Source organism: Microcystis sp. BLCC-F209, assembly GCF_041928595.1.
Classification (GTDB): Bacteria; Cyanobacteriota; Cyanobacteriia; order Cyanobacteriales; family Microcystaceae; genus Microcystis.
On sequence record NZ_JBHFLL010000342.1, the window covers coordinates 1 to 14,113 of the forward strand.

A 14,113-nucleotide genomic window follows, 5' to 3' on the forward strand; every position below is an offset into this window, starting at 1 on the left:
AGGTTTGGTGGGTAAAATGTATTCTAGGATACAGTCCTGCTGGCGAGTGAGTGGAACGAACCACAAAGACACAAAGGACACAAAGATTGATCGATCATATTGTAAGTTAAACTGATCACACAGAACCTAGAAGAGCCAAAAGAGAAAGTCAACTAATTTAACCTTGATTTTCTTCGGCAATCATTCAGCGATCGCTGAAGAAATGTTCAGCGAGGATCGAGAAAATCAGCTATTGTTTTAAATAGGGGTGAGTTCTCGGCTTTGGGGCCAGAGAAACACCACTTTTTTACTGTTTATTTTAGCTTTTCTCTTTTAGATTATGCGTCTTTTAGCTGCCTTCGATCGCTATCCCGATAGTGTATCGTTAACCCTAGAACCAGTAGCCACCGACTCGCAAAAATTTGATTTATATTTAACTTTACACCTACAAGCTCAAATTCAATCTCTCCTGGCTGGGGAAATCAAATGGGGACTAAAAGGAGGAAAATTAGATTTTGTTTTAGTTAATTGTCACCTAACACCAAATCCTCTTTCTAGTCAAGAGTTATACATAAATTGTATTAATAATCATCAATGGCGGTTATCGTTCAAAAGTCCTCAGTCAATATTTACAGGAGCGCTCGAAAGAATTAACCTAGGAACCGTGAGTGTGGAGGAAGAAACTTATCATCTGACGGTGCAATTTTCCCTGACGGCTGCCGATATCTGTATCACGGAAACATCGGGATTATGGAAACATGATATAAGTCCCAATAAACATAGTATTTTAGAGCGAAAGTTAGCATTTTTCCTGATGGAAAATCAATTTGATGCTTTTTTGAGTCGTATTTCTTTAGGGTCATCCCAAGTAGAATTAGATACTGTTCTAGTTGAACCGCAACCAGCAGCATCAGAAAATTTCGAGAAATTGCAGACACAAATCGAGGGAATTTATGCTGCTGTTACTGATGATTTTCGGGAATTAGCCCAATTAGCTGAACTCAATCCCCTGACGGATTTTACTGGGGCAAATCTTCTAGCAGCGGAATTAAGTGGTATATCTTTAGGCATGGCTAATCTCTATCAAGCGAATCTGCGGGGGGCAAATTTAACCGATGCTGATTTAAGTGAAATTAACGGCAGTCATGCTAGTTTTAAGGGAGCGGATTTAAGCGGAGCCTTATTAGCTAATGCCGATTTAAGTTATGCTGATTTTTATCGTTCTAGTTTGGCTTTAGCTAATTTAATCGGCTCCAATTTAGAAGGAGCTAATTTGGTTGAAGTCAATATCACTCAAGCGAATTTTAGCGGGGCAAAAGTGAAGGGGGCAAAGTTTGCCGATAACGTGGGTATGACCGAGGAATTGCGGCAAAATTTACGCTTGCGCGGAGCTTTCTGCGATTAGTCAACTATTCAGCCTCTAAATGACACCAAATACCCTCACCTTTCACCGAAAATAGCGTTATTAAATAACAAAAGGAGATTAGAGATTTTCCTCGGCATCTATGCCCAATTCCCGCAGTTTAGCCGCTAATTTCGCCGCTTTTTGCTTTTCTTGCTCGACTTGGTTTTCTGCCTCCACAGCCCGATTTTCTGCCTCTAAAACCCGATTTTCTGCCTCCACAGCCCGATTTTCTGCCTGTTGTGCCGCTTCTGCGGGAGTGGGGACTAATTCTCCTTCGGGGGTAAAATAGCGCAATTTATTGGCGGATAAACCCAAATATAAGCCTAATTGTTGACTCCAGAGCCGTCCCTGATGATTGGGGGTAATCGGTTGATATTGACCGCTAATTAGGGTAAATCCTTCAAATTCTAGGCTTTCTGGGTCAAACCAAAAATAATCGGGAGTGCGAAATATATCTTGATAAATTTGTTTTTTCTCCTCTCGGTCAACTTTGGCGGTACTATCGGAAAGAATTTCGATAATTAAATTGGGATATTTGCCCTCTTCTCGCCAAATTACCCAACTTCTGCGGTTGGGATTGGGATTTGTCCCCAAAACGACGAAAAAATCAGGACCACGGAAGAATTCTGACTTTTTCTGGTTGGGACTGTAATAAATGGTTAAATTGCCGGCGGCAAAATAATCTTCTCGCTCGCGCCACCACCATTCTAAACACTGAATTAGTAAAATAATTTGTTGTAGATGTAGGTTACTTTCCAAGGGTGGTTCATCACTCCAAAATTCGCCTTCTGGGAAGATTATCTCAGGGTTGACATGGGAATCGACTAGGGGTAAGCTTTCAGCGATAGTCATGGTTTGTCCAACAGAGATAGGTCGATCAATTATTATAAATTATTCAAGGGATTTTTTGAGCAATTGTAGCAGTAGCAATTGAGGTAGAATATTCCTGTGGGTAAATCGCCATTTTCTCCTTAAACAATACCGGATCGCAGGGCAATGACGGCCGCTTGTACTCGGTCGTCCACGGCTAATTTATTCATAATTCCCCGCACATGGGTTTTAATCGTATTGGTGCTTAAATAAAGTTGTTCGGCGATTTCAGCGTTACTTTTGCCTTCAACAATTAACTTTAAAACTTCCATTTCTCGCTCCGATAAAAGTGCTAGATTGGGATTAGGTTGCACTGCTGGCGGTTTGAGATTATCCATGACTAAACGGGCAATTTGAGGGTCTAAATAGGTGGCCCCGTCCTTAGCTGCTTCAATAGCGGCCAAAAGGCGATCGAGACTCGCTCCCTTGATACAATAGGCATCAGCACCACTGGCCAGCGCCGCAATCACTTCCTGTTGGAGAGTGTGGGAAGTGAGCATAACCACATGAACATTAGCTAAACCCTCCTTAATCTGTTTAGTTGCCGCAATGCCATCGAGACGGGGTAAACCGATGTCCATGACCACTAAATCGGGCCGTAGGGATAGGGCTAATTGTACCGCTGCCAGACCATCACTAGCTTGACCGACGATCTCAAAATCCGGCTGTTCACCGAGCGCTTGTTCTAAACCTAACTGCATTAAAGGATCGTCTTCAACAATTAAAATCCGCATGATCTTTGATTCCTAACGGGAAAATGTACGGTTTTCACCCATCTGCATGAGGCAGAACTACTCCTAGTTTAGGCAATCTGGAGATGGATTAACAGTGATTTAGTGACCCATGACCAGTGACCAGTGATCAGTAAACAGTGACCAGTAACCAGTGACCAGTGACCAGTGACCAGTGAAAGATACTAAATTTATTGAAAATTGAAAACTTAAACCTAATAACTGATAACTGATAACTGATGACTGATAACTGATAACTGATAACTGATAACTGATAACTGATGACTGATAACTGATAACTGATAACTGATAACTGAAAATGCTACGGATTTCATCAGATCGGTCTAAAATTGTGCTTGTTGCCCTGGTTTATCTGGGTGTTGGTTGGCTAGGCTATCTCTGCTTAAATTTAGGGTCGCGACCTGCCCCAATTTGGATGAGTGCTGGTATTGGCTTGACTGCTGTTTTTTTAGGGGGAAAAAGGCTAGTTTTAGGCGTTTTTATCGGGGATTTGCTTCTTACCTTCCTTTTAGGGGCCAGTTGGCCCATAGCTCTATTTTCGGCAATCGGGAGCAGTTTATCAGCCCTGTTAGGGGCGCAATTCTTGCATTATCTGAGATTTTCCGCCACTTTACAGCGTATTCGCGATATCCTTTTACTGGTATTTTTAGCGGCCCTATTAGCCTCGGCAGTCAATGCCACTATCGATACTTTTGCCCGTAGTTGGCTAAATACTTGGGATTGGCGGCAATTTGGACAGTCTTGGGGCATTATCTGGCTCGGAGATAGTACGGGGATCTTAATGACCACGCCGCTGCTGTTGCGTTTTTGCTTCCAGCGTCACTCCCTGCGGGAACCACGGCAACCCCAACGCCTTGGCGAGGCCTTACTTTGTCTGAGTTTGCTAACGGTGGTGACTTCCGTGGTTTTTGGTGGTCAACAGAATTTTCTTAACCCCGATTGGAGCATGGTGCAGTATCTTGAATATCTCCCTTTTCCCTTTGTGGTTTGGGCTGCTATGCGTTTTCAGACCTGGGGAGCGGTAATAGCCAATTTTTTAGTATCTATTTTAGCTTTGATGGGATTGGCCGGGGGAGTCAGCCCTTTTATCCTACAGGCTCCCGATTATACCAGAGGTGTCTTGATCTTACAAATCTTTTTAGTCATTGTCATGTCAACTTCGCTGTTTTTATCGGCGGCGATTAGCGAAAGACAACAGATCGATCGAGCTTTAAATGAAACTTTAGAACGAGAACATTTACTAACACAAGTTGCTTTAAAAGTCCATCAATCTTTAGATATAGATCAGGTTTTAAATACCATTGTTGAGGAAATCAGAAATTTTCTCGATGCCGATCAAGTCTATATCGGTCACTGTCAAGAGGGGGGGGGGTCTAAGGTAATCGCCGAGTCCCGTCGTCCCCAGATTCCCTCGCTCATGGGTTGGTTTCCCGAACCAGAATTACTGGAAGAATTGGGACAATTATTTTCTTTAGATAAGTTAATTATTGCTGATAATACCGCTAAGGTGCAAACGCTGCCCACTCTCAAAGGTTATTATGAATACCTGCAAGTTAAATCCTCTTTAGTTTTACCTCTAAAGGTTAATCATCAACATTTAGGCGCTTTAGTGGTTCATCAATATTCCCATCCTCGTCATTGGCAAAAAAGCGAGGTCAAATTATTAGAACAGTTAGCCACCCAAGTTTGTATCGCTATCGGCCAAGCGCAACTATATCAGAGGGTGCAAAGCTTGAATAATAATTTAGAACAGCAAGTAGCGGCCAGAACCCTGGAACTGCGGGAAAAAGTTCGGGAAATTCAGCGTTTATACGAAATGAAAACGGTTTTTTTACAGGCAGTATCCCACGATCTTCGCACCTCGATTATGGGATTAGTGATGTTATTAAAAAATTTACAGTGTCGGCAAACAGAAAAAGTAACTATCTCGCGAGCAATGCTCGATCAGGTGGTGCGTAGTTGCGATCGACAATTAACTTTAATTAATGCTTTATCAGAAAATCATTTTGCTGAAGAACGGCCTTTAATCTTGCATCGTCAACCTCTATCTCTAAAAAAACAGGTGGAAATTTGGCTGAAAGATTGGCAAAAAGATTTTGATTTATATCAAGCTACGTTTATTAATCTTCTCCCCGATGACTTACCCGCTATTGATGCCGATCCTTGTCAGCTAAGAAGTGTTTTTGAACAATTATTAAATAATGCCTTAAAACATAATCCTTCACCGATTCAATTAGCTTTAGATGCTCGTATTGACCAAGATATGCTCTACTGCACTTTAAGCGATAATGGCATTGGCATGGATGAGGAACAATGTCAACATCTTTTCCATTTATATGTAAGAAATCTTCATAATCAACACCTAACGGGAATCGGTTTAGGTTCCTACCAATGTCGGCAAATTATCGAGGCTCACTCTGGGAGAATTGGGGTAAAAAGTACCCCGCTGGTTGGCTCACAGTTTTGGTTTACCTTACCCCTTGCCCATCAAAATTCTAGAGTGATTAAGCAGGAGTTAGTCAACAGTAATTAGTGATTTTTAGCAGGATCGAGATAATTATGCTTACCCGTCAATCTGGGGTTATATTTGCTTTCGGTTTATTGATTATTGTCAATATTTTCTATTTTGTCCATCTCGCCTACTATAGCTATGTTTGGCACGATGAATCTTTGGTCTTACTACATCTTTCTGGTAACAGAACCGAACAGTTAATTAACTATCTCTTCGACGGACAAATTAAATCTACAGAACAACTCTGGCAATTTCAAGGGGTTAATTCTGTGAAAGGGTTTCCCGATACCTTAGCCTCTCTTTATACTAGCTCGAATTACGATCTACCTCTCTATTATATTTTCCTCTGGTTTTTAGCAAGATTATTGGGCAATTCTTATCTAGTATTAAGGGGATTTTCGGTAATTATTTGGTTTGGTATTTTATGGAGTTTTTACCATTTAGCTTTGACCTTATTTAAAAATAAAAACGCCGCTTTAATTGCCGCTACACTTATCTTCTTTTCCCCGCGGTTTACCGGTTATGCTCTAGGAATTTGGGAATACGGCCTATATGTTTTCTGTTCGATACTTTCTAGCTGGTTATTTCTCAAAGCTCTTGACTCTTCGCAACCGAAAAAAGATTGGTTTTTCTATAGTTTATCCCTAATCGCTGGTTTATACACCCATGTTTTCTTTATCTTTGTTCTAGTAGTTCATAGCCTATATTTTCTGCTACAGATGAATTCTTTTAACTCTTTAACCAAAAAACACTATAGCATCAGCTTACTTGCTTCCCTGTGCATTTATTCAATTTGGTTAACCCGGATTTTTACCAGTCGATTTACTGTTTTTGGATGGTCAGAAGGCAGTTTACCTCTAGGGGTACTTGGGCAAAGATGGGTAGGAATGATTGCTCGTTTATTTTATAATTTTAGTTTAGCCAATCCCACCATCACCCCGATTATTGAATACTGCCTAATTATCCTTGTCATCATCTCCTTTATTTATCTGGGCAAAAAAGCCGATAAAAAAGTTTTTACCCTGATCATTCTCCTGACAATTATCCCCTTTTTCTCTCTTTTAGCTTGGGATCTAATCCGAGGATTTCGCTACACGGCTGTGGGCAGATTTTACCTACCGAGTTTTCTCGGTGTGCTGCTGGCAGTTACCTTTTTACTAAGCAACGGATTACAGCAGCGCCAAGGCTGGGCAAAAATTCTCTTAATATTCTTGCTAGTTCTCGGATTAATTGCCAAAATTCCCTATCCACCGCCGGCAACTAGATATGTGGGCTATGGTAGCAATATTCCCAATGCTTATACAATGATTAATCGCAGTCAAAAACCTCTAATTATTTCAGAACATTGGTTAGATACCTTGCCCCTGATTCATACCACCGCTGCTAAGACAAAGTATTTATTTGTTCAGTCGGACCCTAGGGTTTCCATCCCATCCTTAAAAAATCAATTTACCGATATTTATCTCCTCAATCCTTCCCCCAGTCTCAGAAAATATTTAGATGACCGGTCTGTACAATTATCCCCTACGGAAAATCAAGCCTTTTGGCGAATTGATTAAAAAGCCATTAACCCCTCTTGCCAAAACGGACCACAACCTGATAGACTCAATAAATCAAGGCTTCGGGGAATAGGATCGGGCAGTTCATCCCTAAGAGGGATTGACTTTTACAAGGGTTTATGCTCGCTCCACTGGAGAGTCCCCGAAATCCGGTGATTAAGAGTTTTAGCCTCTCGGCTACTGGACTGACTAAGCAGACCTAACCAATTCAACTGTATGATACCGAGTCAAGACATCGGCGAGGCAGTAGATTCAGTCAGGAAAACTGACGCACAAGACTTCTCTAATTTAATGCCTAGACCTGGCTGGCAACAAGTGGCGGGTTTAGGTAGAGGCTGTTTGTGGTATTGAACCCCGATTCTTTTCGTTCTTTACCGGTTTTAGTGATTGCCAATAGGGATTTTAAGCCCGTAATTGGTTAAAAATTTCTATTTATTCGCAAAAATCCCCAGTCGCTCCCTGTACTAATCCTAGAGATCGACTTCATAATTAGTAATTTTCCCCAACCCATTCTCTGGAAATGACCTTCCAGAACAATTTAGTTATTTTATGAGTAGCAATGCTTTAACCGATCGTGAACATCTAATCGAACTGTATAATCGAGGTGAACGCAACTTTGCCGAAGTCAGACTTAGCGGAGTCAATTTAAAGAGACAGTGTTTAAACCAGATTAATCTAAGTCATAGTTACTTAAAACGGGCTAATTTAACCGAAGCTTGTTTAATTAACGCTAATTTTAGTGCTGCTTCCCTAGAAGAGGTTAATTTAAGCAAAGCTTGTCTTATCGATGCTAACCTAACCAAAGCCGAGCTTTCTGGGGCAAATTTGCGCCAAACTAACCTAAGCGGCGCAATTTTGAGTAATACCATTCTCAAAAAGGCTGATTTAAGTTCTGCCTGTTTAATTCACAGTAGCTTACTTTTTGCCCAACTATTCAAAGCAAATCTGGAAGCGGCTAATCTCACCTCAGCCACTTTAACCCATGCCATGGCGGTGAAAGTTAACCTAAAACGGGCTATTCTCACTCGTGCTATTCTTAGCTCTGCTAATCTTAGCCATGCTAACTTAAAAGAGGCTAACCTAATTCGAGCCTATCTCTATCAAGCTAATCTGGAAAACTGCCAGCTTCAATACGCCGACCTCAGCTATGCCGATTTGCGCGGAGCGGATTTACGGGGGGCGGATTTACGTTATGCTAACCTGGAAGGGGCTAATCTGACGGGAGCTAACCTCAATTGTAGTGATTTTGAGGGAGCTAACTTAACCGGTGCCGATTTAAGCAAAACTGACGCAAATAAAGCCAATTTTCGCCAGGCTAACTTAACCGGTTGTAATCTGCTCGGTGCTAATTTAGCCTCCGCTAACCTTTACGGTGCTAATCTACACCAAGCGGGATTACTCTTGAGTTATTTAGTGGGAAGCAATCTTAAACGAGCTAATCTCAAACGAGCTAACTTAATTGGGGCGATTTTAACCGAAAATAATCTTCTTTCCGCTTCCCTCGAAGAAACTATTCTTCCTAACGGTAGTCGCGGTAATCTCCTTTCCTAATATAGCAATTTCCATAGTTGTGAGGTACAGAGTCTTAGGTTTTGAGGAGTCAGGAGTTAAGATTTTGGTGTACCTCATGAGATTGGGAAACGCTATATTCCTAGAAAAACCTGGTTGTAGAGACTTTTCTGCCGAGGTTTCTATAACCGTGGGGAGTGGGGAGACCACTTCGTGCGCGTTGCGGGGGGGGAGATGGGAGAATAACTAGGGTCTGCTGAAAAAGTTTTTGCCGCAAACCCTATGATAGTTTTCTAAAAAAATACCTAACCAAATTTTTGGCTAGGTATCTATCAATTTACTTCCTTTGTCGAAAATGTTGCCAGATAATTTAACTAACACCAATTAGTGAAACCTGCAATTTAACATCGCCGCTACCTTTGTATATATCGGCTAATTGACTAATATTTTCTAACTCAATTGCGGGAGCAGTTCGTTTAATTAAACCAGTTAAAACTTTACCCGGTCCCACTTCGATCGCTTTTTCCACACCCACATCTGGCAATTTTAACATAATTTCTCGCCAGCGAACCGAGCTAGTCATCTGCTGAATGAGATAACTTTTTAATTCCTCCGCATCGGTGATCGGTTGGCTAGGATTAACATTAGAAATAACGGGAACTTTTGCAGACCGAAAATTAACCAATTCTAAAATCTGCTGAAATTGAATAGCGGCATTTTCCATCAAGGGAGAGTGAAAAGCACCGGATACTTTTAATGGCATAACCCGCTTAACTTTCACTTGACCTAATACCAAATCCACCGCTTCAGGAGTCCCAGAAATCACCACTTGTTCGGCACTATTATCATTAGCAATAACTACATTTTCCGTCTGATTAACCACTGTCTCTAGACTGGTGCGATCAAATTTCATTAAGGCGGCCATTTTGCCACCTTCGGCCGCATCCATCAAAAGGGAACGGTTTTGAACTAGATGTAATCCTGTTTCAAAATTAAACACCCTGGCCGCATACAAAGCCGAATATTCACCGAGACTATGACCGGCAACTAGATCGGGAAAATGACCTTTTTCTTGCAACAAATCCGCTAAAATACTCTCCACCACAAATAAACAAGGTTGAGTATAAAGAGTACGAGATAGGGTTTCTTCATCCCCTTGACATTTTTCCAAGACCGACCAACCGAGGATTCTTTCTGCTATTTCTAATCTCTCTTGGCCAAGCGCGCTTTCCGCTAAATCTCCAATCATTCCTAACGCTTGCGATCCTTGTCCCGGGAATATCCACGCTGTTTTCATAAGTTCTTAAAATAGATAGATGTGTTTGGGTCAGTTATCAGTTATCAGTTATCAGTTATCAGTTATCAGTTATCAGTTATCAGTTATCAGTTATCAGTTATCAGTTATCAGATGTGAGTTTTTAGTTTACTGTTTACTGGTTACTGTTTACTGTTTACTGTTTACTGTTTACTGATCACTGTTTACTGAATTAATCTCCCCAACGGAAGATAATCCCACCCCAGGTTAAACCGGCACCAAAGCCAGAAGAAGCAATAATATCACCTTTTTTGATCTTACCACTCCTGACCGCTTGATCGAGAGCTAGAGGAATCGAGGCCGCGGAGGTGTTGCCATACTCGCTGAGATTGCTGATCACTTTTTCTGGAGGCAGTTTCAGGCGCTCGCTCACCGCGTCCATAATTCTTTGATTAGCTTGGTGCAGAACTAACCAATCGATGTCACTGGTGGTTAAATTAGCCCGATAGAGAGCTTTTTCGATGACCTCTGGCACTTTCGCCACGGCAAAACGATAGACTTCCCGTCCGTTCATCCTTAGGGGCTTATAAGTCCCTTTTTGAACGCTTACCCCCTGCTTAAGGAGCAATTCCTCCCCCTGATATGCGAGATTAAGAGAACTATTCTGGCTGCCGTCGCTATGGAGTTCAAAACCGAGAATGTTATCTTTTGTATCATTTGCTTGACAAACCACAGCCCCTGCCCCATCCCCAAAGAGGACACAGGTAGCGCGATCGTTCCAATCCACCCAACGGGAGAGAACATCGGCCCCGATAACCAAGACATTGCGGTAAGTACCGGTACGGATAAACTGGGTGGCGGTGACTAATCCCACCAGAAAACCCGAACAGGCGGCGGTGAGATCAAAAGCGATCGCCCGATTGGCCCCGATCTGACCTTGAACTTGGGCGGCACTACCGAACAGATCATCGGGGGTAGAAGTAGCCAAGAGAATCAGATCGATGTCCCTAGGCGACACCTGAGCCATTTCCAGAGCCTTAATCGCCGCTTGGGCTGCTAATTGGCTCAAAGACACCGATCGATCGGCTAAATAGCGTTTACCGATGCCAGTACGACTTTTAATCCACTCATCGGAAGTCTCGACAATTTGGCTGAGTTCTTCATTACTGAGAAATTGCCCTGGTGTGGCCGATCCACAACCGGTAATGACGACTGCTGCCCCGAATCCGCTCAAAATATTCCCCCCCTTTTCAGTTATCAGTTATCAGTTATCAGTTATCAGTTATCAGTGGGTCAGTTATCAGTGGGTCAGTTATCAGTGACCAGATTTGAGTATTAAGTGAGCAGTATTAAATAGCAGTTTCCCACTGTCTTTTCACTGATTACTGATCACTGAAAAGGCTCACAGCTTAATCTTCACTGTTCACCGACAACTTTTTTAATTGATGATGTCAGCTATTAGTTATCAGTTATCAGTGACCAGATTTGAGTATTAAGTGAGCAGTATTAAATAGCAGTTTCCCACTGTCTTTTCACTGATTACTGATCACTGATCACTGAAAAGGCTGACAGATTAATCTTCACTGTTCACCGACAACTTTTTTAATTGATGATGGTGGTCATTGTAGGCTTGAATGCGCTCAGAAACGCGATTATCAACGGCATTTTTCGCCTGTCGGATGGCGTTAAAAATTGAAGGCGCTTGGGAACTGCCGTGACTGATCACACAGACCCCATCGACTCCAAATAACAGAGCACCGCCGTGTTCCGCATGATCCATGCGTTGTTTGATCTGTTTCAGATTGGGTTTAATTAAAGCCGTCCCGACTTTACCCTGTATCCCCCTAGGTAATTCCTCTTTGAGAATTTGTAGGATAATTCCCCCCACCGCTTCGGCAAATTTTAACAGGACATTGCCGACAAAACCATCGCAGACGATCACATCAAATTGTCCCGATAGCACATCCCGGCCCTCAGCATTGCCGATAAAGGGTATTTGCTGGTTATTTTCTAACAATTCGTAGGTTTTTAGGGCGAGATCGTTACCTTTGCTGGCTTCTTCGCCGATATTGAGTAAACCGACTTGCGGTTCTTCAACACCCATAACGTATTTACTGTAAATTGTCCCCATTAGGGCAAACTGCTCTAAATATTTGGGTTTACAGTCCACATTCGCCCCGACATCGAGGATAATCACCGATTTACCTGCCAACATCGTCGGCAGCACCGCACCGATCGCCGGGCGATCGATTCCTTTTAAACGACCTAAACGCAGTAACGCTGCCGCCATGGCTGCCCCGGAGTGACCGGCGGACACCACCGCATCGGCGCGATTTTGTTTGACTAAATCCATGGCCACATTAATCGAGGCCGCTGGTTTGCGACGGATAGCGGTGATCGGTTCTTCGTCCATGGCCACCACTTCCTCTGCGTGGACGATGGTGAGATTCTTGGGACGGGGATGATGCTGGAAATAAGCCTCAATCCGTTCAGAATCGCCGACTAATAATACTTCTACATCTAATTCTTCGGAAGCTCGCATCGATCCCGCGATAATCTCGTTGGGAGCGTGGTCACCTCCCATCGCATCTACCGCGATTCTTGCCCGATTTAATGCCGTTTCTGCCATTGAGTCAGTGGGATAGAAATCTTTAATAAGTTGAGCGGCAGCTCTTGACAAAAGCTGGCCGATCGAGGATTAGTGTTTTCTGATCGAGCAATTGTTAAAAATTACCAATCATCTCTATACAATAAGGCATCATTGCGATTAAGGAAAAGATGTTCTCAGTTTTTAATTTGGCAGTTTTCGGCTTTCTCTTCGGTTGGCTGGGGGGGCAATCCCAACCGATCGCCAATATTCCCCTAATTTCTTGGCAAAATCAGCCTATTTTTGACCTTCCCACCGCTCCCGATCCCCGGGTGGCGGCGATCGTGGCCGATTATCTGCAAGACTTGAGGAAAAAAGGTTTAAACTCTGGTCAACAACGGGTCTTAATTGAGACGGAATGGGCTGATTTAGCTGACCATCAGGGTAATCTGCCCGCTTCGGGGGCTTCTTTAACTAAAATCGCCACTACTCTCGCCGCCGTGGAAACTTGGCCCCTCGATCATCGTTTTGCTACTCGTTTTTACAGCACGGGAGAGGTAAAAAACGGGGTGTTAGAGGGAGATTTAATTATTGAAGGGTCAGGGGATCCTCTCTTTGTCTGGGAAGAAGCGATCGCAGTGGGCAATGGCCTTGATCAATTAGGCATCCGTCAGGTCAAAGGCGATCTGATCATTACGGGTAAATTCGCCATGAATTTTCAAACCGATCCCCTCAAAGCGGGAGAATTGCTGATAATTGGGCTTGATCAATCGAAATGGTCAAAAGAAACCGAAAAAGCTTTTCAAAGCCTTCCTAGCGGCACACAAGCCCCACAGGTGAAGATTTTGGGCATGGTTCGAGCGAGTCAAATTCGCCCCGAAAATGCCCGATTATTGTTGGGTCATCAGTCCTTAACTTTAACGGAACTGTTGCGTCAGATGAATATTTATAGTAATAACGTCATGTCAGAAATGTTAGCGGAGTTGCTCGGTGGCCCGGCGGCAGTGGACGCAATTAATACTAAAATCACTGGGGTAGGAGCGGAAGAAATTCAATTAATTAATGGTTCGGGATTGGGGGTAGAAAATCGCTTGTCTCCCCGGGCAGTTATTGAGATTCTTAAAGCATTGGATCGCAAGTTAGCCAATCAACCGATCAAAGTCGCTGATTTATTTCCGGTGGGGGGACGCGATACCAAAGGAACTATGCAGTGGCGGGCCATTCCCAAAGGAGTAGTGATTAAAACTGGCACTTTAGCCCAAGTTAGTGCCTTAGCTGGAGAAATTCCCACCCAAGAAAGGGGTAAAGTTTGGTTTGTAATTATGAATGCTGGTAGTGGCAATATCGAGGGATTCAGAAATCAGCAGGATCGGGTGTTACAAGCTTTAGATCAACACTGGCAAATTCTCCCGGAAGCTACTAAAGGATCGATTCCTGAAAGGGCCTTTTTAGGTGATCCTAGTCGGGTAAGTCAGGGTTTCTAAGGGGTAGATATCAACTTGACAATCAAATTTAGTTTGATGGTGAGGAACTTTAGCAAGGTTTTATATCTGAACTTCCCCCCATACATATATACTACAATAGCCGAAAACCCTTATCCATCAATGGATGCACCCCCTTAACTTTTCTTAATGTACCCATGTAATTTGTAACATTTCTTAATGGACAAGAATTCTCTCCATTTG

Annotated in this window: 11 protein-coding genes; 6 read left to right on the plus strand and 5 right to left on the minus strand. The window is 42.8% G+C overall.

All coding sequences use genetic code 11. The features are described 5' to 3' along the window. Positions 1-319 precede the first annotated feature (319 nt). Positions 320-1,384 carry a pentapeptide repeat-containing protein gene (locus ACE1AQ_RS22930; RefSeq protein WP_008205390.1) on the plus strand — a complete coding sequence of 355 codons (1,065 nt, stop codon included), beginning with the start codon at positions 320-322 and terminating at the stop codon, positions 1,382-1,384. A 78-nt stretch (positions 1,385-1,462) separates the two neighbouring features. On the opposite strand, the gene ACE1AQ_RS22935 is transcribed toward ACE1AQ_RS22930, so the two are convergent. Both ACE1AQ_RS22935 and ACE1AQ_RS22940 read right to left on the minus strand, forming a co-directional pair. Further along, the gene (locus ACE1AQ_RS22935; RefSeq protein WP_008205392.1) at positions 1,463-2,236 is read right to left on the minus strand and encodes a Uma2 family endonuclease; all 774 of its coding nucleotides are present in this window, start codon (positions 2,234-2,236) and stop codon (positions 1,463-1,465) included. Positions 2,237-2,355: 119 nt separating this feature from the next. Further along, the gene (locus ACE1AQ_RS22940) at positions 2,356-2,988 is read right to left on the minus strand and encodes a response regulator transcription factor (protein WP_008205394.1); all 633 of its coding nucleotides are present in this window, start codon (positions 2,986-2,988) and stop codon (positions 2,356-2,358) included. Positions 2,989-3,304: 316 nt separating this feature from the next. Between ACE1AQ_RS22940 and ACE1AQ_RS22945 the strand changes: the two genes are divergently transcribed. The 3 genes from ACE1AQ_RS22945 (at position 3,305) to ACE1AQ_RS22955 (ending at position 8,628) form a co-directional block, all read left to right on the plus strand. Beyond that, positions 3,305-5,539: an MASE1 domain-containing protein gene (locus ACE1AQ_RS22945; RefSeq protein ID WP_110545822.1), complete on the plus strand. Its 2,235-nt coding sequence runs from the start codon at positions 3,305-3,307 to the stop codon at positions 5,537-5,539. A 26-nt stretch (positions 5,540-5,565) separates the two neighbouring features. Next, positions 5,566-7,077 carry a glycosyltransferase family 39 protein gene (locus tag ACE1AQ_RS22950; protein WP_106908462.1) on the plus strand — a complete coding sequence of 504 codons (1,512 nt, stop codon included), beginning with the start codon at positions 5,566-5,568 and terminating at the stop codon, positions 7,075-7,077. A 549-nt stretch (positions 7,078-7,626) separates the two neighbouring features. Next, a complete protein-coding gene (locus ACE1AQ_RS22955; protein ID WP_008205466.1) occupies positions 7,627-8,628 on the plus strand; it encodes a pentapeptide repeat-containing protein in 1,002 nt (333 codons plus the stop codon). Between the two features lie 328 nt (positions 8,629-8,956). On the opposite strand, the gene fabD is transcribed toward ACE1AQ_RS22955, so the two are convergent. Continuing rightward, positions 8,957-9,883, minus strand: a complete 927-nt coding sequence (gene fabD / locus ACE1AQ_RS22960) for an ACP S-malonyltransferase (protein ID WP_008205469.1) — start codon at positions 9,881-9,883, stop codon at positions 8,957-8,959. Positions 9,884-9,902: 19 nt separating this feature from the next. Between fabD and ACE1AQ_RS22965 the strand changes: the two genes are divergently transcribed. Continuing rightward, positions 9,903-10,058, plus strand: a complete 156-nt coding sequence (locus ACE1AQ_RS22965; RefSeq protein WP_374809289.1) for a hypothetical protein — start codon at positions 9,903-9,905, stop codon at positions 10,056-10,058. A gap of 15 nt (positions 10,059-10,073) precedes the next feature. Here the strand turns inward: ACE1AQ_RS22965 and ACE1AQ_RS22970 are convergent, their stop codons facing one another. After that, positions 10,074-11,075, minus strand: a complete 1,002-nt coding sequence (locus tag ACE1AQ_RS22970) for a beta-ketoacyl-ACP synthase 3 (RefSeq protein WP_008205471.1) — start codon at positions 11,073-11,075, stop codon at positions 10,074-10,076. A 339-nt stretch (positions 11,076-11,414) separates the two neighbouring features. Continuing rightward, positions 11,415-12,470, minus strand: a complete 1,056-nt coding sequence (plsX, locus tag ACE1AQ_RS22975) for a phosphate acyltransferase PlsX (protein ID WP_008205473.1) — start codon at positions 12,468-12,470, stop codon at positions 11,415-11,417. Between the two features lie 149 nt (positions 12,471-12,619). Between plsX and ACE1AQ_RS22980 the strand changes: the two genes are divergently transcribed. Continuing rightward, positions 12,620-13,912 carry a D-alanyl-D-alanine carboxypeptidase gene (locus tag ACE1AQ_RS22980; protein ID WP_008205475.1) on the plus strand — a complete coding sequence of 431 codons (1,293 nt, stop codon included), beginning with the start codon at positions 12,620-12,622 and terminating at the stop codon, positions 13,910-13,912. The last annotated feature ends 201 nt before the right edge of the window (positions 13,913-14,113 follow it).